Below are 20,924 nucleotides of genomic sequence, written 5' to 3' on the forward strand. Positions count from 1 at the left end.
ATTCCGCATATATGTATTTTAACTTTACGATAATGGCGTGCTAAATTACCGCCTTCCGCCTCCCTGTCTTTCTTTTCGGGGACGGGCTTCATTGACAGTAAGGGTTGATCCCTTCAAGTCCTTGCCGTTTAAACCATCGATCGCCGCCTGTCCATCTTTGTCAGAAGCCATCTCAACAAATGCAAAGCCCCGGGATTTGTTGGTGTATTTGTCTTTAATTACATTGACGGATGTAACCGGGCCAAAAGCCTCAAATACTTTTTTCAGATCATCCTCTGTAATATTTTCTGCCAAATTTCCGATATAAATATTCATGTTCTATTTCCTTTCTGTTTAAAGTTTGCTGATGAATCATTGGTTCTTTGTAACGGTTTGTACATCAATCATCTTTTCTGATTTCTATGCAGCGAACTTTATTTCTCAGTCTGCAATTGCATTCGTGATAGAATACTGTCTTTAAAAAGCAGTTCTGTTTGTTCCTGTTGAAAGCGCTTTTGGGCTATAATTTCTTCATCAATATGCTTTATTATGAACATTGACTGGCGATGAAAATGGATAAACATGGCTGAAAGACTGACAGCCGGTTCAATTGCCCGAGCGTTTTTCAAGAGAACTCTGAATAACATTTTATAATAGGACCAAGCTGTTTGTCTGTCTTTGCCCAATTTGAGGCTCACCTTGATAAAGGCCATTCCTGTTTTCAACCATCTGAAAAATCCCGGTTTAAATTTAGGAATCCATTCCAATTGAAAAGCGGTGGTGGTAACTCTATCAAAATAATTTTCCGGATCATAAATAAACTTTTCAATACAAAGGTAATCGTTCAGTATATTGAGCCTGGGTCTGTCTGTCATAAAATTCAAACCGGTTGTAGTTTGATCAATTAATATCTGGTTTTCTTTCTCCGCAGAACTGTATTCAAACAATCTGCCCTGATTCATTAAGCGTTTTGACAATCTGGTGTTTGGCAGTGCGTATAAAAGCCCAAGCATGGCCATGGAGATACCTGAATCCTGTATACAACGAATCATGTTATCAGCGATCTGATTGCTCTCCTGATCGAATCCAATAATAAAACCTGCATTAACAATCATACCATATGAAGAGATCGTTTTCACGACTGCACTTGTAGATTTATTTATATTTTCATTTTTATTCGCCATTATTAAAGCGCTTTCTTCCGGTGTTTCAATCCCTATGAAAACATATCTGAAATCCACATCACGCATCATTTGCATCAGACTTTCATCGTCTACCAGATTGATTGAACATTCAGTTGAGAAATAGAATGGATAGCGGGTTTGTTCGGACCATTCCCTGATGTCAGTCAAAAGTTTTTTAACATTCTTTTTATGTCCAATGAAATTATCATCTACAATATCAATATGTCCACGATACCCCAAATTGTAAAGTGTCTGCAGTTCCAGTAAAACCTGCTCAGACGTCTTGGTTCTCGGATTTCTGCCAAACAATTCAACAATATTGCAAAACTCACAATGAAACGGGCAGCCTCTGGAATATTGAATGCCCATTTGTAAATAATCCCGAAATCGTATTAAATCAAAGCGGGGTACAACAGCCTCTGTCATATCGGCTTTTTCAATTGATTGGTATTGACCCCGATGCAAGCCTTTTTCCAGGTCAGCGATAAAAAGAGGAATGGTCACTTCCCCTTCTCCAAGCACAAGATAGTCGGCAGATTGATACAATTCAGGCTGAGAGGTCGGATCCGGTCCACCTACCACAACAGGCAAATTAAACTGGTGGGCTCGGTCAATCAGGGATAACATGTTGGGTTGCTGAGGCAACATACCTCCGAGGCACACAATATCCGCCCATTCAAAGTGCTCATCAAGAACCGGTGTAATATTCGCATCCACAAGTTTAAAAATCCAGTGTTGCGGCAGCAATGCAGCCACGGTCAAGAGACCCAACGGTGCGGAAGGATACTTGGCTCCAATAATTTTACACACATCCACATAGTTCCAAAAGCTGAATTCGGAAAATTCTGATTGTATAATCAGGCATTTGGACTTGTTTTCAATTAATTTTCTCACGATTCAATTCTCATTCAAAGAAAATATTTCATTTTTTAAAATAAACAAAACCTGTCACCATTCCCGGTTTGCTATCACAATCCACGAATAATATCTATAATGATCTGTTCAGAAGGCGCCTCGATACATTTTTTCTCTAAACCTGACTGATAAATGTAGAGCGCTTTACTTTCCAGAGTTAATATTAATATTCTCAACAGAGGGTGTTCCTCGATCAATTGACAGCAGATTCTGGGATTGCCGTTCGTTTTAAGGGGTGTGATAATCACCACATCCGCAGAGGTTATTCGCAGGGCAAATATGAGCTCAATAGGATCAATAACTTCACCCACAAGCTTCATATCCGGCTGGCGTTTAATCAGGTTTTGAATCACTTCTGACAACAATTTGGGTCGGCTCGAAAGCATCACATTTATCTGAGGCATGGCATTATCTCATTTAATCGTACGAACACAATGTCCACATAAATGTGCAGAAAGTCAATAGACCGAAAGGTTCAAAAAAGGTCTATAATAGGGACCAGTCCTCTGATGGATTGAATTGTTTTTTGGTGGGAAAAGTACTGGTACTTTGCTTTTATTTCAAGAGTTTTCTTTCACGGGCATATTGTACCGTTTCAAAGCGATTGTGCAGTTGCAGTTTATCAAGGATATTATGGATATGATTTTTTACCGTTTGTGTTTCTATAAAAAGCCTGGCGGCGATTTCCTTGTTAGACAGACCTTCGGCGATTAGATTAACGACATCAATTTCGCGCAAAGTCAGTCTGACGGAATCGAATGGTATTTTTTCGTTGACTTTGCTTGTCAATTCTGCAATTCGGGAAAAGAGTGAAGCAGCCATCCGGGGTGAACAAAAAGCTTCATTATTGTGGACTGAACGAATGGTCTCGACAAGATGTTCAAATGGGGATTCTTTTAATATATAGCCGGTTGCACCGGCTTCGATACATGCCATGATTTCATCTGTCAGATCAATCAACCCAAGAATAATCACTTTTATTTGCGGAAAATTTTTGTGAAGAATTTGAGTTACTTCCAGTCCGTCTTTTTCAGGCATACCGATATCAATAAGCGCCACTGCGGGTTGGGAGCTTTTAATAAGTTCCACAGCTTTAGAGCCGTTGGGCGCCGTCCCCACAATGATAAAATCATCCTGATCACCCAACATCGTCTCAAGGCCTTTAAGAAGCAGGGCATTATCATCTGCAATGAAAATGCGGATCGGTGTTTTATTCATAATAGCCAATTTCGTGTGAAATACTTTTATCTACCTGTCAATTAATAGAATATAATGATTCATACTTTGAAATCAAATCTATAATAGAACTTTCTGTTCCCCGGCCGCCGCAAAATGCGCGATTTTGCCTCAAAATGCTGTAATTTATTATTTTATATTTTAAATGCATGCCGAGTGAAATATTTTTCTGTAAAACATGTTACTTGGAATGTTCAGTAAAATTTACGGGTGGGATGGTACAGCCCTGGTGTCTGTCGAGAATACGGGTACAGCCTGAGCGCTGTTTGAATTTACTGATCAAAGCACCCGAGTAATCGAACAGTACTCTAGTATGTACTGATGGGGCGCTTTTTTGGGTTCGCATGGGTTCTATAGATATTTTGTCCCTACGGGACAGGTTTGTGAGGTGTCATGAATGAAGGGCATGTAAAGTTCAAATTACCCTTACAATGAAATATCGAGGTTACAAAACCTGGAATATTCAAATCCGGGAAACACTCGATATGCTGATTCTTCAATGATGCACAATCCCCGTCCCGGCAGGGACGGTATATCTATAGCAATATCCATCAAACGAAAACAGGCGTCCCGCAGGGACGCAATAAGACCAATTTTAATCAGGGTGTGAAAAACCCTTTCCAGAACATCCCGGAATCAATCGTTTGCAGCCTTGACTGCCTTTTCCGGCCTATGACACCCCTGACGGGGTGCTTTTTTTGGGTTCGCATGGGTTCTATAAATATTTTGTCCCTACGGGACAGGCTCCCGATAGTCGGGACAGGTTTATGAGGTATCATGAATGAAGGGCATGTAAAGCTCAAATTACCCTTACAATGAAATATCGAGGTTACAAAACCTGGAATATTCAAATCCGGGAAACACTCGATATGCTGATTCTTCAATGATGCACAATCCCCGTCCCGGTAGGGACGGTATATCTATAGCAATATCCATCAAACGAAAACAGGCGTCCCGTAGGGACGCAATAAGACCAATTTTAATCAGGGTGTGAAAAACCCTTTCCAGAACATCCCGGAATCAATCATTCGCAGCATTGACTGGCGGTTCCGGCCTATGGCGCCCCTGAAGGGGTGCTTTTTTTGGGTTCGCATGGGTTCTATAAATATTTTGTCCCTACGGGACAGCTTCCCGATAACCGGGACAGATTTATGAGGTATCATGAATGAAGGGCATGTAAAGTTCAAATTACCCTTACAATGAAATATCGAGGTTACAAAACCTGGGATATTCAAATCCGGGAAACACTCGATATGCTGAATCTTCAATGCTGCACAATCCTCGTCCCGGAAGGGGCGGTATATCTATAGCAATATCCATCAAACGAAAACAGGCGTCCCGGAGGGACGCAATAAGACCAATTTTAATCAGGGTGTGAAAAACCCTTTCCAGAACATCCCGGAATCAATCGTTTGCAGCCTTGACTGCCTTTTCCGGCCTATGGCACCCCTGACGGGGTGCTTTTTTTGGGTTCGCATGGGTTCTATAGATATTTTGTCCCTACGGGACAGGTTGGGTGATACCGGGATTGAATGCAACAATGGAGCGTAGCCGCACCGCTCGCTCTGCGCCCAAATTTTATGGACTGGGCGCTGCTTTTGTTCAAAAGCTGTGCAATGCAGAGCATTGCCATTGCATATGGATGGGCTGATTGTCATTTGACAGGCATCACGAGCTGGAGGATCGTGACGAGATTAAAAAATGTCTCCCACCCTTTTAAATACATTTTTGCTCTCTCCAGCGGCTTTGATTCTGAATCGAAAAATAACTGCCCGTAGCCGCCCGTCCGGTTTCGCCGGTCGATATTGATTTCGTAAACAAGTTGCAAACAAGGTGTGATAAAGCCATTTATAAGTTATTGTATATCATTAATATAAATCAAATTTTAAAAGTACTGCAGTACATACTGTTCGAGATCAAACCGTCCGGCAGACACTATTTCCACGGTTGTTCAAGAATCGCCTTGATAAATTCGCTTTTCGCATCTGTATAAGCGTCGCGGTCATGTTTGTATTGTGCAGCCAGTTTCTCCTTGAGACGGGCATAATCGTTGGCAATCGGGGGATGTGCAATCAGAATGTCCCGGAATCGTAATTCATCCCACTCACCGGGATAGCGCACCTGTACGTGGAACGGCTGGCCCTGATAACCCGCCGGAGTATAGCCTTTGACGCACAGGAGGTGCGGCGGTGGATTCTCAAGTTTGCGGATAATGTCATATCCCAGATCCTGCATCATGTCGGTCACTCTTTTCACATCGCAGTCACGGGTGATTTGCAGCAGAATATCAATGACCGGCTTTGCGCGCAATCCGGGCACAGACGTGCTGCCGATATGATCGATGCAGTGAATAGGCTCACCGAATCTCGCCCGGACACGGGCGCATTCCTGTTCATACAAAAGCCGCCAATTCGGATTCGGTTCGGCAATTTCGACCGGAAACAGTCTGCCCAGTTCTTTGGAATTCATATTGTGCAAAGATTGATGCATTTAGGTTCTCTTTAAAATAAACAACTCTATGTTTTGGGATAAGGAGTTTGAGATAATTGTTACAGGGTATAAGGTATGTGGTTCGAGGTCCGGGATAATCATTGCTGCCAGAACTCTCTGGTGAACAATACCAGCACGGTGTACAGCTCCAGCCGACCGATCATCATGGCGAATGACAAAATCCATTTTATAGTGTCCGGAAAAAACTGGTAATTGAGTGTCGGACCGATTTTACCGAAACCGGGGCCGATATTGCCCAGCGTGACCAGAGCGGTGGAAAATGAGGTCAACAGATCATTGTCGGCGGCAGCCACGGCCAGAGTGATGAGCAGCAGGATAAAGATATAGAGAACAAAAAAACCGATCACCGGATAAAAATATTTTTTCGCCAGGATTTCGCCGTCAATACGGATTCGGAAAATTCCGCGCGGATGGATCATGTGTTTCATTTCGTTCATAGCCAGTTTGATCAGCGAGAACACGCGGATCACCTTAATGCCGCCGCCGGTGGATCCGGAACAGCCGCCGATAAACATGAGAAAAAAGAGCGCCCCTTTCGCCAGAGCCGGCCAGGCGGCAAAATCCGCAGTGGCGTAACCGGTCGTGGTGAGAATGGACGCGGACTGGAACGCGGCATAGCGCAGACTCTCCCCCGCTCCGGTATACACCGTCCCGTACAATGAAATCGCAACGACAGCGGAAGCGATGACAAAGATGGACAGATACACTTTAAGCTCGCTGCTGCGCAGCACCTGATCAAAACGTCCTGTGACGGCTCGGAAATACAAACCGAAATTGATCCCGGCCAGGATCATAAATACAGTGACCACAATCTGAATATAAGCGGAGGAATAATATCCGACACTGGCATTTTTCGGCGAAAATCCGCCGGTGGCCAGGGTGCCGAACGTGTGCGTCAGGGCTTCGAACAGAGACATGCCGCCGAACATGAGCAGCAGGGTTTCCAGCACTGTAAGCGAGAGATACAGCATCCACAGGGTTTTGGCAGTCTGAGTGATGCGCGGCATGGTCTTGTCAAGCATAGGACCGGGTGCTTCGGCTTTGAGCAGATGCACACCGCCGATCCCGAGGATCGGCAGCAGCGCCACCGTGAGCACCACGATCCCCATACCGCCCAACCAGTGAGTCAGGGAGCGCCAGAACAAAAGACTGTACGGCAGGGATTCGATATCGGTCAGAATCGAGGCTCCGGTCGTGCTGAAACCGGACATGGCTTCGAAAAACGCATCAGTGAACGACGGGATAGCGCCGGAAATGACAAACGGCAGACATCCGACCAGCGAAGCGGTTATCCAGCTGAGACTGACAAATAAAAATCCATCTTTAACAGACAGTTCTTCTATCTTGAAAGCGCTGGACAACATCAGAAACAACCCGGATAGCACAGCGGTCCCGGCAAGGGGAATCAAAAACGCCGAGAGCGTCTGATATTCTTTATAAAACAAAGCGACCAGCACCGGTAACAGCATAAAAGCGCACAGAATTAGCGTCAGGAGCGCAATGATCCGCAGAACCTGCATAAGATTGAGCACGTCTATTTCTCCGCAAACAGTTTGTTCAGGCGTGCCACCGACTCTTCTTTGCTCATCACAATCAGATCATCGCCTGACTCGATTATAAAACCACCATCCGGTATTGTATTTTTTCCGTCACGGGTCACAGCCAGAATCAGAGACCGGGCGGGCAGGTGAATATCGCGAACGCGTTTTCCGGCAATTCTGCTTTTTTCCTTGACAAAAGTCTCAATCACATCGACTTCGGTGTCTGCGATACTGTGTACACTCTTGAACACGCCGGTCTGAATGTGTTTAAAAATAGGATCGATAATACTATTTTTAGGACTGACAACCACATCGATCCCCAGACGGATGGCCATATTAATATAATTCAGATTATTTGCGACACTGATGGCGCGTTTAACCCCCATTTTTTTAGCATAAAGCGCAGACAGTACATTCAGTTCGTGACGATCAGTGGCTGTGATGATCAGGTCATAACGACCCAGATTTTCTTCTTTGAACAAAGATTCATCCGAGATATCCGCATTGATGATCATGGACGAGGGAAAATCCTTGACCAGCGATTTACACTTTTCATAGTCACGTTCAATGATTTTGATCGAGCGCACTTCACGTTGTTTGACGGTTTGGCCGTTTGGCCTGACGATTCGGTTGAGCACGGAACTCGCCGGTGATTCCGCATTCATAAAATGAGCGGCGACCTGACGGCCGATCTTGCCGCCGCCGATGATGAGAATATCGCGGATGCCGGTCTTGACCACGCCGATTTCATCAAAGATGGTTTCAATATCCCCGGCAGAAGCCAGAATATAAAGATTGTCCTCGTGTTTCACCTGAGTATCACCGGTGGGCACAATAAATCGATCATGACGCACAATGCCGGCAACAAGAAAATCATAGGGCATCTGTTCCTTGATATCGCTGATACTGCGGCCCAAAAACGGGGAATCCGCCGTGATTAACAGATTGCGCATACGCAGTCTGCCGCTGATAAAACTGAACACATCACTGTATGCGCCGTGCTCCACCGCATGAATGATCTTTTCCGCGGCTTCGGCCTGGGGATTGACCACCAGATCTATAGAACGGAGATTTTGCTTCAGCCGCTCGGTGCTGGCGTAATCAAGATTTTTCACCCGGGCGATCTTGTAGGGCCCCTGATCCGCCAGTTCGCAGCAGATCAGATTAACGGAATCATCATTGGTCATACTGATAAAATAATCCGCATCGCTGATTCCGGCCTGGCGAAGCACTTTTATATTGTTACCTTCGTCATTGATCACCAGGCAGTCCAGATGGTTCGACAGATATTCAGCACGTACCTGATCGCTTTCGATCAGCACCACATTGGCGTCAATTTCAACAAGTTTTTTGGCGATCTGAAATCCCACGATCCCGCCGCCGACAATAACAGCTTTCATTTCTATTCGCACCTGTTTTTAAACGCAAAACGTGAATATAATGCTCCTGACTGTGATAATCAAGGACTATTCCGGTGAAAATGTTAAATACGGACTATATCGATAAAATAGGCCTGGACAGGATCGTCCGGATCAACAGGATTTAATTGATTTTCTGGATATCCTGTGCATTCCGTCATATCCTGCCTGTTTGATTATAAAAAACGCTCTGCAATACCCGTTTGCATTCTACTGTTAATTGTTGTAATTTGTTTTGATTTTTAAACAGTCAAAAGGAAAACCGAATATGACGCTTACCGACCTTGGTTTTGACGAGTGGTTCCAGCAGCATGCGGATGCCGGCGGGCACCAAATCGCGCGCGTGCTGACCGTTAATCGTGATAATTTTCTAATCAGCACGGGTGAGCAGCAGGTAAGGGCGCAGCTGACCGGCAATCTGATGTACGGCTCAAATTCGCCTCTGGACCTTCCGGCTGCCGGCGACTGGGTGGCGACGGATATCGTCGACGACAGTCTGGCCGTCATTCACTCTGTCCTGCCGCGCAAAAGCATTCTCAAACGAAAAACAGCTGGTAAATCCGTCGAATTCCAACTGATTGCCACCAATATTGATATCGCCATGATCATGCAGTCACTGGACGCCAATTTCAATCTGCGGCGCCTGGAGCGGTATCTGGTGGTGGTGCTGGACAGCGGTATTCAACCGGTGATCCTGTTGAGCAAAGCGGATTTGACTGATCAAGCCGATATACAGGCTAAAATCCGAAAGATCCATGACCTGCAGCCTGACCTTCCGGTACATGCCTTTAGCAGCAGCACCGGAACCGGATTGGAATCAATGACAGCATTGCTGCAGCCCGGCTGCACATACTGTCTTCTTGGATCGTCAGGTGTGGGCAAAACCACCCTGATGAACCGGTTGCTGAACGACGAGTCGCACGCTACCACAACCGTTCGCCGGGACGGCAAAGGCCGGCATACCACCACACGCCGGGAACTCTTATTCCTGCCCAACGGGGCCATGATCCTGGACACACCGGGAATGCGTGAATTGGGACATTTTGACTCGGATACCGGTCTAAGCGCGGCATTTTCAGACATTGCTGAACTGTCTCGACACTGCCGTTTCAACGACTGCACCCATGAGCATGAAAGCGGATGCGCTGTGCTTAACGCACTGGAAAACAGTAAACTGGACGCAGGGCATTATGAAAACTATGTCAAGATGAAAAAACAAGCCGCGCATTACAGCCGTTCCTATCACGAACGACGGGAACGCGACAAGGAATTCGGCAAGATGGTTAAAGCCATTAAAAAGGAAAAGAAAAAACGCCGATAATCGAGTATCATTTGACTGAAAACAAGTCAATGAAAGGATCATCATGAAACGACGCGAATTTTTCAGAACAGCCGCGTTAAGCGGCACGGGAGCGGCTCTGAGCAGCTGGCTGTCCTGCGGAGGCGAGCGCTCACGCCGTACCGACATTGCGAGCTTTGAGCTGGCTGAATGGACTTGTACCGCAATGCAATCCGGCGATCTGACAAGCCGGGAGATCACAGAGCAGTACTTGTCGCGCATCCGTGATGTAGATCAAAGCGGCCCTGCGTTGAATGCAATTCTTGAGATCAATCCTGATGCTGCTGACATTGCCGCACAGCTCGATCATGAACGACAAGCCGGGACAGTGCGCGGTCCGCTGCACGGGATACCGGTGATCCTCAAAGACAATATTGACACAGCAGACAAGATGATGACCACGGCCGGTTCACTGGCTTTGCAGGGCTGGCACGCACGTCAGGACGCATTCATCGTAGAAAAACTGCGCAAGGCCGGCGCGGTCATCCTGGCCAAAGCGAATTTGAGCGAGTGGGCGAATTTCCGTTCCCTGCACTCTAGCAGCGGCTGGAGCGGCCGCGGCGGACAGACGCGCAATCCCTATGTTCTCGACCGCAATCCCTGCGGTTCCAGTTCCGGTTCTGCAGTGGCGGTGAGCGCCAATCTCTGTGCCCTGGCTGTAGGTACGGAAACCAACGGCTCGGTGGTGTGCCCCGCCAATGCCAACGGGATTGTGGGCATCAAACCCACAGTGGGACTGCTCGGGCGCAGCGGCATTATTCCGATCTCAGCGACCCAGGACACGGCCGGCGCCATGGCGCGCACGGTGGCGGATGCGGCGCTGATGTTGACTGCCATGGCCGGAGCTGATCCACGCGATAAAGCGACGCAGAACAAAACAGCAAAATCTCATCCTGATTATACCCGGTATCTGAAACCGGACGGCATGCAGGGCGCGCGCATCGGTGTGGCGCGCAATTTTTTCGGCTTTTTGCCGCAGGTGGATGAATTAATGCAAGGGGCGATAAAAGTGATGCGCGACCTAAATGCGGAAATTGTGGATACGGCAAATATTGAAACCAGCGGCACCTACGGTCGGGCGGCATTCGACCTGCTGCTGTATGAATTCAAGGACGGCATTAATGCCTATCTCAAAGGTACGGGACCGGATCAGCCGAAAACATTATCGGACCTGATCGCATTCAATCGCGACTATTCGGATCAAGAGATGCCGTATTTCGGTCAGGAAATATTCGAAATGGCTCAGGAAAAAGGCGATCTTTCAAGTCCCGAATACCGGGAAGCTATGGCAACCGTACGAGAAAAATCACGCGATGAAGGAATAGATGCCACCCTGCGCAAACACAACGTGGATGCGCTGATTGCGCCGACAGGCAGTCCGGCCTGGCCCACAGACTGGATTAACGGCGATCATTTTCTCGGCGGCAGTTCTTCTCCTGCGGCGCGCGCGGGATATCCAAACATTACCGTGCCGGCAGGATTTGTGCATGGATTGCCGGTCGGGATTTCGTTCTTCTCCGGCGCCTGGCAGGAACCGCTGCTCATCCGTCTGGCTTACGCCTATGAACAGGCATCCGGACACCGCAACGAACCACAATTTCTAAAACGAATCGCCTGAGCTGTCAGTTCAGAGAATCACGAGCCGCGGCAGTCACAATATCGTCCGAAGTAATTTTATTAAGGATCAGAATCTCGGTGTTATAGGCGGTCTTGTCAATCCCGGTGACGCGAAACAGCGCCTCAAAATACTGCGGAATCTTGCCGTATTTCTGCATGAGCATGTCATTCATGGGTTTGCGCATGGACAGGGACGTCATAAACTTTGAGATTTCCGGCGCACCGAGAGAATGGTAGGACGCGATAATAAAGATCGAATTGTTATCCGGCCCCGGCAGCTTGAGCGCCAGAACCAGGTCCTCATTGGGTCCGGGTGAATGCAGCGTGGTTTCGAACACCTGTCTTTTTCCACTCTCCGGATCGGTATAAAATACCTTGTGCGGTGAAATTTCGAAATCAAAATTGGATTTCAACAGGGTGTGTTTCAGCTTGTACAGTGTTTTAATGCTGCCCAGAAACAGAATATGATATTCATCCAGGATCTGAGGACTGATCTCGGATGACTTGCGCAGTATGGGACGTTTGTGCACGGAATAAAAAAGTTCCAAGACCGGTGGCAGACTCCAGATGCTGTGATACGGGAAATACGGCTCATTGGTCACCTGATAGGTCACCCCCGGACGCCGTTTGCGGTACGCCTCAAAGTCTTGCATTGAATTGACTTTGGGATGCCGCATGGCAATAAATTCCTCATATTTTTCACTGTACTCGTCAAAGAAAAAATGATTCCCCAGTATAACCAGAATCGATTTTTCTGAACTCAGATACTCTTGCCAGACCGGATCAGACTCACTCAGCACCGTATAAGCATCAATATCCTGTTCAAGGCTTTGATTCTGCTGCCAGAGCAGAAAAACAAGCGCGCAGAGCGCAGCAATGATCAGCCAATGATAATATGTTTTCAGCACTGAAACAATATTTTTGGGATGATAGATACTCTCTACATTGGGAACAAATTTCGCCTCATAATGCCCCTTGGGAATCCGCAGTCGATACTTGTCTTTCCGGCCTTCACTGTAATAATAACTCTGCAGTTTTTTTCGTAGCGTATAAATATGTGACCGGACGGTGGTGTCTTCGGCAGGGTTAAATGAAGAGTCTTTGCCAAAGACATCAATGGCAATCGTGGTTTCTTTTGGAGCCTCTCCCTCACTGGATGCGTGAACCAGGTAACGGAGAAACTGCTGATAAATTTTAGAGTGGGAAAATTCCTGACTGTTTAATATCTTTTCAAGACTCTTTTTATATTTGTAATCAAGGCCCATATGCTTTCAATCTCTAAAACAGCGGCGGTGACAATTAAGATGGATAAAAAAATTCCTGAACCGGTGAAGCTGTTCGAATGTAATAGTTTCGTGCCATAAATGCAAGACTTTAACAGGCGTTACCGATATTTTTTTATTGAAACGTATAATATCTTTAATAACCTTTGTATCAGGAACATTTTCGGTAAAGACAGCCCGTTCTAGTCTGTTGATGGATGTTGTCTAATGTTGTTCACTGTTTTTCACCGTTTATTACTTTTATTTAACGGACAAAACCTGTTTATTATAGTGTAATTTAAATACCATAAACCTAACGCGAATCAATCCTATGAAAACCCTCCTCAACAAACGAATTTATCTACTTACACTGGGTCTGTTCGTGCTGGTTTCCTGCGCAGGCACACCCTCGCCGACCACAGGCTGGGACCAGGTATCTGAGATTCTGGAACAGATCAAACCGCCTCAATTTCCGGAACGCTCGTTTGACGTGACCGACTTTGGCGCTCAAGGAGACGGGGTCACCGATTGCACAGAGGCATTTGTGCAGGCTATTGCAGCCTGTCATGATTCGGGCGGCGGCCGTGTCATTGTACCGCAAGGCAAATATCTCACAGGCGCGATCCATTTAAAAAGCAATGTCAATCTGCATATCAGTGATGGTGCTACCATACTCTTTAGCCGGAATCTTGAAGATTATTTGCCGGTGGTTTACACCCGTTTTGAAGGTGTTGAATGTATGAACTATTCACCACTCATTTACGGATATAATCTGGAAAACATTGCCCTCACCGGCGAGGGTACTCTGGACGGTCAGGCGGATGAAACACACTGGTGGTCATGGGCAAAAAAACAGGATCATGGTTGGCAGGAAGGTATGCCGCACCAAAAGGCGGATCGCGATAGACTGTTTCAGATGGGTGAAGACAATGCACCGGTGCAGGAACGCGTGTTCGGTCCAGGACATTATCTTCGGGTCAATTTTATTCAGTTTTATCGCTGTAAGAATATCCTGATTGACGGTCTGACTCTGAAACGCTCTCCCATGTGGGAGATCCATCCGGTTTTAAGTGAGAATATCACTGTCCGCAATGTAACCATCGACTCGCACGGGCCGAACAACGACGGCTGCAATCCGGAGAGCAGTAAAAATATCCTGATTGAGAACTGTTATTTTGATACCGGCGATGATTGTATTGCCCTGAAAGCCGGACGAAACGGTGACGGCAGGCGCGTGGACACACCCACTGAAAATGTAATTATCCGCAACTGCCGTATGAAGGACGGACATGGCGGTGTGGTTATCGGCAGTGAAATGACCGGCGGCTGCCGCAATGTGTTTGTCGAGGATTGTGTCATGGACAGCCCTAATCTGGACCGCGCCCTGCGCATCAAAACCAACTCGCTGCGCGGCGGTACGGTGGAACATATATATATGCGCAATGTCAGGATCGGTCAGGTGGCAGACGCCATCCTGCGCGTATATTTCCATTATGAAAACGGAGATGCGGGCGACTATACGCCGGTGGTGCGCAACATTCATTTGAAAAATGTAACCAGTGAAAAAAGCAAATATGCGCTGCTTTTGGAAGGGTACGAACGATCTCCGATCACCCATATCTATCTGGATTCCTGTAAATTTAACGGTGTCGAGCAGGGCAATATTCTGAATCATGTCAAAGACCTGAGACTCTCAGAGGTCAAAATCAACGGTGAACCGATGACGGTTCCTGAAGAAAATGCCGAAAGGATCTAATATCAAACCATCATTTTCACATTGCTGTATCGTCTTTTTTCTGATATGCCTGACTATAACAGCACCGGCGATCTCCCGCATTCCGGCATTTCCGGGGGCTGAAGGTTTCGGACGCTACACAACCGGCGGGCGCGGCGGACAGGTGTACTATGTGACCAACTTGAATGACAACGGTCCCGGCAGTCTGCGTCAGGCCGTTGAAACTCCCGGCAAACGAACCATCTTGTTTCGTGTTTCAGGACACATTAATCTCAACTCTCCGCTCATCATCCGTGAAAGCGGTCTGACCCTTGCCGGTCAGACCGCTCCGGGTGATGGTATCTGTATAAAGAATTATCCTGTTTTAATTAAAGCGGACAATATTATCATCCGCTACATAAGGGTGCGTCCCGGCGACAAAGCTCATGTGGAAACCGATGCCATCAGCTGTGTCGGTCAGAAAGACATACTTGTCGATCATTGTTCGTTCAGTTGGGGCAACGATGAAGTGGCATCATTCTGGAACAATGAGAACAGTAGCGTCCAGTGGTGCCTGATTTCCGAAAGTTTGCACCATTCAGCGCATCATAAAGGTCCGCACGGATACGGCGGTATCTGGGGTGGCATGGGCGCCAGTTTTCATCATAATTGTTTTGCACACCATGCCAGTCGTACCCCCCGTTTTAACGGCAGTCGGCATCAATCCAAACCGGTTCGCGAACTGACGGATTTCCGCAACAATGTCATTTATAACTGGGGCTTTAACAGCAGCTACGGCGGCGAAGGCGGACGTCAAAATATCATCGCAAACTATTATAAAGCCGGACCGGCTTCGCGGCACCGGAACCGGATTGTAGAGCCGTACGATGCCAAGGGCAAATGGTATGTGGCGGAAAACCGGGTACATGGTTTCCCGAAAGTTACAGCAGACAACTGGGCCGGCGGGGTTCAGGGCAAACATAAAAACAGCGCCCGGGTTGACACACCCTTTCAGGTCGCGCCGGTGGCGACACAGACACCTGAACAGGCATACGAACAGGTACTGCAAACCTGCGGCGCCATTTTTCCGAAACGCGACAGTCTGGACAAACGCATCATCCGGGAAATACGCACCGGCACCGCCACGTATGGCGGCAAGTATGGCGAACAAAGCGGTATTATCGATTCACAAACCCAGGTCGGCGGCTGGCCGGAGCTGCACTGCGATCCCGCTCCCCCGGACCGGGATCAGGACGGACTTCCGGATGTGTGGGAAGACACGCATGGTCTCGATCCGGACGAACCCGCCGATTCCCGCAATCTGACACCTGACGGCTATACCGTTCTTGAACAGTATTTAAACAGTCTGGTAAACGAATAGCGTAGTTTATCATATAAACAGTCACAGTTAACAAGGAGGTCCACAATGAGAAAACATTTGCTACTATTGAGCCTTTTACTGGCGACAGGGCTTGTAGCACAAACCTACGTCGCACCGGGCGACGGCACCCTCTCCCAGGCGATCACAGATGCCGCGGACGGTGATATCCTCGAGCTGGTTCCGGGCGGTGAATACACAGAATCCAGCGCTTATACATTTGGTACGATTGTCGATAAAAGGCTGACCATTGATGTTGAAAGCACAGAAGAAGAACCGGACAAGGCAAAATTGCAGATCCTCACTCCACCCGACGGTGAAAGTACAATCCGCTTGTTTGAGGTCGGGGACAATGCTTCCCTGACCCTGCGCAATCTGGAACTGGACGGAAGTTATGCCGGTGAAATGAGCGCTGAATATGCAGTTACGTTTTATCTTGGCGAATTTCCCGCTCCCACCACGGTCAATAACATCCGTGTTGAAAACTGCTATATCCACGATTTTGTCAGTGATGTTCTGGCTGCCGGTGGTTCTGAAATGCGCGGCAATCTGATCGTCGATTCAACGTTTGTGGACAATTGTGTGGTGGAACGCACCGGCACGTCTGTCTATTACAAATACTGCGGCGCCCATTATATTCAAGTGACCAATTCAACGTTTAACACCATTTCCAGTTACGGATTCCGCGTCGCCGGACCTGCAGAAAGCAACCTGCCGGAACACACTCCTTCAGCCCTGATCGATCATACCACCTGGTACAATATCGGCACCGAAGACGGGCGTGAGATCATTCTCTGCGCCAAGGGGCCGCATCTGGGACAATGGAAAGTCAGCAACAGCATTCTGGTAAAACAGATCAACAAGGACAAGACCGTCATCAACATCAAGGAAACTTTGACCCCGGATCAGGCCGTGATCAATAATATTTGTATGTGGGATGTAGGAAACCGCACCTGGCGCGATCATCCGGTCTCGGATACACTGAACGTGGATCCTGAATTTGCAGGCCCGGAGAACGGCGATTTCACCCTGCCGGAAGGCTCACCAGCTGCTTACATTTGGTGAAAACGGCGGCGCCATCGGCGATCCCCGCTGGGCTATTCATGCAACCGGTGTTGAAACCAACGCAGCCTCCGAACGGATTCACCCTGGACCAGAATTATCCCAATCCGTTCAATCCCGTGACCTCGATTTCCTTCACTCTGGACAAGGCCGGGCACACACGTCTTGCGATTTATGATCTGCTCGGACATGAAATCAAGGAACTGATTAATCAGACAATGTCAGCCGGTACGCACCGGATCCGTGTAGATGCAGAGAGCCTGCCCACGGGCGTCTATCTGTATCAGTTGCAGTCCGCCGGTCAAAGCATGACCAAAAAAATGACCGTTTTAAAATAAAACAGAATCAATCGCCGGCCGGTTTGAATCGCCGGCCGGTATACGCAACGGGGGGCAACATTGGGAAAGGTAAGAGCTGATGAGAATATTGAGGGTCTATAGTCTTTTAATAGCTATTTTTTTGATACCGTTATACGGACACACCCGCACACTGGCTTTTCCCGGCGCTGAGGGCGCAGGACGTTTTACGCGCGGGGGCCGCGGCGGTGAGGTTTATATTGTCACCCATCTCGGCGACAGCGGACCCGGCAGCCTGCGAGAAGCCATTGAAGCCAGCGGACCGCGCACTGTTGTGTTTCAGGTTTCAGGGACGATTGAACTGGAATCCGATCTGAAAATTAAAAGTCCATATATCACCATTGCCGGACAAACCGCGCCCGGCGACGGGATTTGTATCAAAGATCACACACTATATGTCAATCACAACGAGGTGATCATTCGGTATATGCGGTTTCGCCTCGGCGATGAATCCGGCGAAGAATCCGATGCCGCATGGGGCCGGTATTGCAAAAATGCAATCCTGGATCATTGTTCCGCCAGCTGGAGTGTGGACGAAGCGTTTTCATTCTACGGGATTGACAGCCTGACTATTCAGCGCTGTCTGGTTTCCGAAAGTCTGTACTATTCACATCATGAAAAGGGCGCACACGGATACGGCGGTATTTGGGGCGGAGACAATGCCAGTTTTCATCACAATCTGCTGGCACATCATTCCAGCCGCAATCCCCGGTTCTCCGGCGGCAGCACATCACTGTGCGTGAATGTCGACTTTCGCAATAATGTCGTCTACAACTGGGGCTTTAACAGCGCCTACGGCGGTGAAGGCGGCACCATCAATATGGTTGCCAATTATTTCAAAGCCGGACCGGCCACCAAAGAGTCAGTGCGCGACCGGATTGTCAATCCTTCCGGAATCGAAGGACGATGGTATGTTGCAGAAAATGTGGTGGAAGGATTTCCTGACATCTCCGCGGACAACTGGTCAGGCGGTGTGCAGGGCGGTTCAGCGGTCAAATCCATTATCGGCGTCGATACGCCCTTTCCCTTTCATATTGAAACCACCCAAAGCGCCGAAGAAGCCTATGCAGACGTATTGCAGGATGTGGGTGCAAACTTTCCCACCCAGGATGCAGTGGACAGCCGTATTCTGAGCGAAGTGGAAAGCGGTACAGCCACCTATGAAGGATTTTATTACGAAGCGGCTCAAGGATTTTCCGACACCTCTGTGGTGCGCGGCATTATTGATTCCCAGGATCAAGTCGGCGGATGGCCGATACTCAGCAGCGCAGCAGCTCCTGCAGATTCGGATCAGGACGGCATGCCGGATGACTGGGAATCAGATAACGGACTGGATGCCAATGACGCATCCGACCGCAATCTCACGGATGCAAGAGGCTATACCATGCTCGAACGGTATATCAACGGCCTGGTTTCGAATCCCAGCGGCATCGCCGATTCTCCGGATTTGCCCGAGTCATTTACATTGCTGAAAAATTATCCCAATCCGTTCAATCCCAGCACACGGATTGAATTTAATTTGCCCCGGGCAGACTATGTTGAGCTGAATATTTATAACATGCGCGGCCAGCTGGTGAACACCCTGATCCGGGAGCTTTGCCAGGCGGGAGTGCATACAGCTGAATGGAACGGAACACATGCCAACCATCAACACGTGGCATCCGGATTGTATTTCGCTGTATTAACACACGGCAACAAAACCCGTGTTATCAAAATGCAATTGCTGCGGTAGAGCATGCTGCAGACTGGACAATTTTCGCTCGTATCCTTTGAAAGGAAAACATTATGTTTCACAGGAGAATAATTGCAAAACAATCAATCATCTTGATACTATCCATTCTATTGTTATTGATGATACAAACGGCTGCACAGGCCCAGAACCGGAGCCGTATTTCCGGTACGGTACGGGATGCCAGCACCGGCGAACCCCTGGCAGCGGCGAATGTGATGATAGAAAATACCAATCTGGGCGCTGCCGCGGATCTACAGGGCCGGTTCATCATCATTAACGTTCCGGTGGGTCAATACCGTGTCAAAGCCACCATGATGGGATATGAAACCCGGATTAAAACCGGTGTTATGGTCTCGATGAACCGGACCACCAACCTTGATTTTATGCTGAAGCCTTCGGTGATGCAGGGCGAAGAAGTTGTGGTCATGGCGGAGCGAGATGAGACTGCACAAAGAAGTTTCAAATACGCAGCTGGTGATCTCGGATGTACAGCTGCAGGATGCCACCGGTATCCGTGAAATCAACTCGTTCCTGACCAAACTTCCCGGCGTTTCAGAACAGAACGGCTATCTCTCTATCCGCGGCGGTTCCGCTGACCAGACCGGTATGATGGTGAACGGTCTGGCCTACAACAATGCAGCAGTGGGCAATGCAGAAACCAGCATACCGCTGAGCGCTATTGAACAGGTCTCGCTGCTGTCCGGCGGATATAATGCAGAATATGGAAATTTTCGGTCCGGTCTGATCAATGTGACCACCAAAAGCGGCAATAAAGACGGGTATCATGGAACATTCAGCTATTCGCGCAACACCGATCATCTTCGCCGATTCGGTCCCTCCTTTTACGATCCGCACAGTCCGGCGCTGCGTCCGTTTCTGGATCCGGACGTTGCTTTTGTGGGCACCCGCGATGCATGGGCAGATGATCCTTATCTTCAGGAGCAGCATCTGAGTTTTAGCGGGTGGAATCTGGCTGCACAGATTTACAATATGGGCAAAGAACCGGAAGATCATGCCACACCCCTGGATTATTATCTGCTGGGCACCTGGATGCACATGGCTGAACCTGACTATGAAGGTCTGGCGGAGCAGGGATATACGGTGTCCGAGGAACACAAAAGACTGTTTGCCGAACATCAACGCCAGGAAGGCGGTGTGGACTGGAACTTTGACGGCGGGTTCGGCGGTCCTTTGCCGCTGATCGGCAAGTATATCGGAGACGCGACGTTTTACATCTCTAATAACTCGAGAGAGCGCAATTACATCATGCCGGTCACCCGTTCGAATGAAAAAACATATACCACGCTGGCCACCGTCAAAGCCAATCCGACTGAAAGTCTGTCACTAACTTTTAATGGTCTGCATAAATACCAAAAAGGCATGAGTCCCATCCGGCCACCCTGGGGAGATTTTCCGGACGCCAGCCGGGAAGGCGGCTTTATGCCCATTAACAACATTAAATACATTCACAAAAACCCGGATTACTGGTACGATCAACCGTTTTATCCCATTTTGGAACAGAATACTCTGATGGGCGGATTGACGATCAATCATATACTCAACTCGTCTATGTTCTGGGAACTGACCCTGAGCGCTATGAATATCCAGAACGACTCGCCTACCGGAAACACACGCGACAATACCGTACTGACTTCATTTCGGTCCGTTTCCGGTGTCTGA

General features: G+C 48.1%; 17 protein-coding genes. 9 read left to right on the plus strand and 8 right to left on the minus strand.

All coding sequences use genetic code 11. The features are described 5' to 3' along the window. Positions 1 to 45 precede the first annotated feature (45 nt). From U5R06_07375 to U5R06_07405, 7 genes are all read right to left on the minus strand, one after another. Entirely contained in the window at positions 46 to 315 is a 270-nt protein-coding gene (locus U5R06_07375) for an RNA-binding protein (GenBank protein MDZ7722626.1), read from the minus strand. Between the two features lie 98 nt (positions 316 to 413). Next, positions 414 to 2,057 carry a B12-binding domain-containing radical SAM protein gene (locus U5R06_07380; GenBank protein MDZ7722627.1) on the minus strand — a complete coding sequence of 548 codons (1,644 nt, stop codon included), beginning with the start codon at positions 2,055 to 2,057 and terminating at the stop codon, positions 414 to 416. 74 nt (positions 2,058 to 2,131) lie between these two features. Continuing rightward, entirely contained in the window at positions 2,132 to 2,482 is a 351-nt protein-coding gene (locus U5R06_07385; GenBank protein MDZ7722628.1) for a hypothetical protein, read from the minus strand. A gap of 151 nt (positions 2,483 to 2,633) precedes the next feature. Continuing rightward, positions 2,634 to 3,296, minus strand: a complete 663-nt coding sequence (locus tag U5R06_07390) for a response regulator transcription factor (GenBank protein ID MDZ7722629.1) — start codon at positions 3,294 to 3,296, stop codon at positions 2,634 to 2,636. Between the two features lie 1,953 nt (positions 3,297 to 5,249). Further along, positions 5,250 to 5,804 (minus strand): GrpB family protein, encoded by a 555-nt coding sequence (locus U5R06_07395; protein ID MDZ7722630.1) that lies wholly within the window; start codon positions 5,802 to 5,804, stop codon positions 5,250 to 5,252. A 98-nt stretch (positions 5,805 to 5,902) separates the two neighbouring features. Continuing rightward, positions 5,903 to 7,357: a potassium transporter TrkG gene (locus U5R06_07400; GenBank protein MDZ7722631.1), complete on the minus strand. Its 1,455-nt coding sequence runs from the start codon at positions 7,355 to 7,357 to the stop codon at positions 5,903 to 5,905. Positions 7,358 to 7,359: 2 nt separating this feature from the next. Further along, positions 7,360 to 8,766 (minus strand): Trk system potassium transport protein TrkA, encoded by a 1,407-nt coding sequence (locus tag U5R06_07405; protein ID MDZ7722632.1) that lies wholly within the window; start codon positions 8,764 to 8,766, stop codon positions 7,360 to 7,362. A 286-nt stretch (positions 8,767 to 9,052) separates the two neighbouring features. On the opposite strand from U5R06_07405, the gene rsgA reads away from it, so the two are divergent. Continuing rightward, positions 9,053 to 10,105, plus strand: coding sequence for a ribosome small subunit-dependent GTPase A (rsgA, locus tag U5R06_07410; protein ID MDZ7722633.1), 1,053 nt, complete (start codon positions 9,053 to 9,055; stop codon positions 10,103 to 10,105). Positions 10,106 to 10,148: 43 nt separating this feature from the next. Then, the gene (locus U5R06_07415; protein MDZ7722634.1) at positions 10,149 to 11,741 is read left to right on the plus strand and encodes an amidase; all 1,593 of its coding nucleotides are present in this window, start codon (positions 10,149 to 10,151) and stop codon (positions 11,739 to 11,741) included. Positions 11,742 to 11,745: 4 nt separating this feature from the next. Here U5R06_07415 and U5R06_07420 read toward each other — a convergent pair whose 3' ends face one another. Then, positions 11,746 to 13,005 (minus strand): hypothetical protein, encoded by a 1,260-nt coding sequence (locus U5R06_07420; protein ID MDZ7722635.1) that lies wholly within the window; start codon positions 13,003 to 13,005, stop codon positions 11,746 to 11,748. 328 nt (positions 13,006 to 13,333) lie between these two features. On the opposite strand from U5R06_07420, the gene U5R06_07425 reads away from it, so the two are divergent. The 7 genes from U5R06_07425 to U5R06_07455 all read left to right on the plus strand — a co-directional run bounded on the left by U5R06_07425 (position 13,334) and on the right by U5R06_07455 (position 20,924). After that, positions 13,334 to 14,758 (plus strand): glycoside hydrolase family 28 protein, encoded by a 1,425-nt coding sequence (locus tag U5R06_07425; GenBank protein ID MDZ7722636.1) that lies wholly within the window; start codon positions 13,334 to 13,336, stop codon positions 14,756 to 14,758. Further along, positions 14,742 to 16,097: a pectate lyase gene (locus tag U5R06_07430; GenBank protein MDZ7722637.1), complete on the plus strand. Its 1,356-nt coding sequence runs from the start codon at positions 14,742 to 14,744 to the stop codon at positions 16,095 to 16,097. The genes U5R06_07425 and U5R06_07430 overlap by 17 nt, the downstream gene beginning before the upstream one ends. Before the next feature lie 45 nt (positions 16,098 to 16,142). Then, entirely contained in the window at positions 16,143 to 17,159 is a 1,017-nt protein-coding gene (locus U5R06_07435; protein MDZ7722638.1) for a DUF5123 domain-containing protein, read from the plus strand. Positions 17,160 to 17,209: 50 nt separating this feature from the next. Further along, positions 17,210 to 17,494 carry a T9SS type A sorting domain-containing protein gene (locus tag U5R06_07440; protein ID MDZ7722639.1) on the plus strand — a complete coding sequence of 95 codons (285 nt, stop codon included), beginning with the start codon at positions 17,210 to 17,212 and terminating at the stop codon, positions 17,492 to 17,494. 79 nt (positions 17,495 to 17,573) lie between these two features. Then, positions 17,574 to 19,244 (plus strand): T9SS type A sorting domain-containing protein, encoded by a 1,671-nt coding sequence (locus U5R06_07445; protein ID MDZ7722640.1) that lies wholly within the window; start codon positions 17,574 to 17,576, stop codon positions 19,242 to 19,244. Positions 19,245 to 19,297: 53 nt separating this feature from the next. Further along, positions 19,298 to 19,762 carry a carboxypeptidase-like regulatory domain-containing protein gene (locus U5R06_07450; GenBank protein ID MDZ7722641.1) on the plus strand — a complete coding sequence of 155 codons (465 nt, stop codon included), beginning with the start codon at positions 19,298 to 19,300 and terminating at the stop codon, positions 19,760 to 19,762. Then, positions 19,683 to 20,924, plus strand: coding sequence for a Plug domain-containing protein (locus tag U5R06_07455; protein MDZ7722642.1), 1,242 nt, complete (start codon positions 19,683 to 19,685; stop codon positions 20,922 to 20,924). Before U5R06_07450 ends, U5R06_07455 begins: the two co-directional genes overlap by 80 nt.

It is taken from the genome of candidate division KSB1 bacterium, from assembly GCA_034521575.1.
Lineage (GTDB): Bacteria > Zhuqueibacterota > Zhuqueibacteria > Residuimicrobiales > Krinioviventaceae > JAXHMJ01.

Bases quoted from the DNA above. Each gene is read 5' to 3' on its own strand.
- U5R06_07375 (MDZ7722626.1), bottom strand. From the start codon at position 315: ATGAATATTTATATCGGAAATTTGGCAGAAAATATTACAGAGGATGAT.
- U5R06_07385 (MDZ7722628.1), bottom strand. From the start codon at position 2,482: ATGCCTCAGATAAATGTGATGCTTTCGAGCCGACCCAAATTGTTGTCA.
- U5R06_07390 (MDZ7722629.1), bottom strand. From the start codon at position 3,296: ATGAATAAAACACCGATCCGCATTTTCATTGCAGATGATAATGCCCTG.
- U5R06_07395 (MDZ7722630.1), bottom strand. From the start codon at position 5,804: ATGCATCAATCTTTGCACAATATGAATTCCAAAGAACTGGGCAGACTG.
- U5R06_07405 (MDZ7722632.1), bottom strand. From the start codon at position 8,766: ATGAAAGCTGTTATTGTCGGCGGCGGGATCGTGGGATTTCAGATCGCC.
- rsgA (MDZ7722633.1), top strand. From the start codon at position 9,053: ATGACGCTTACCGACCTTGGTTTTGACGAGTGGTTCCAGCAGCATGCG.
- U5R06_07415 (MDZ7722634.1), top strand. From the start codon at position 10,149: ATGAAACGACGCGAATTTTTCAGAACAGCCGCGTTAAGCGGCACGGGA.
- U5R06_07420 (MDZ7722635.1), bottom strand. From the start codon at position 13,005: ATGGGCCTTGATTACAAATATAAAAAGAGTCTTGAAAAGATATTAAAC.
- U5R06_07425 (MDZ7722636.1), top strand. From the start codon at position 13,334: ATGAAAACCCTCCTCAACAAACGAATTTATCTACTTACACTGGGTCTG.
- U5R06_07430 (MDZ7722637.1), top strand. From the start codon at position 14,742: ATGCCGAAAGGATCTAATATCAAACCATCATTTTCACATTGCTGTATC.
- U5R06_07435 (MDZ7722638.1), top strand. From the start codon at position 16,143: ATGAGAAAACATTTGCTACTATTGAGCCTTTTACTGGCGACAGGGCTT.
- U5R06_07445 (MDZ7722640.1), top strand. From the start codon at position 17,574: ATGAGAATATTGAGGGTCTATAGTCTTTTAATAGCTATTTTTTTGATA.
- U5R06_07450 (MDZ7722641.1), top strand. From the start codon at position 19,298: ATGTTTCACAGGAGAATAATTGCAAAACAATCAATCATCTTGATACTA.
- U5R06_07455 (MDZ7722642.1), top strand. From the start codon at position 19,683: ATGAGACTGCACAAAGAAGTTTCAAATACGCAGCTGGTGATCTCGGAT.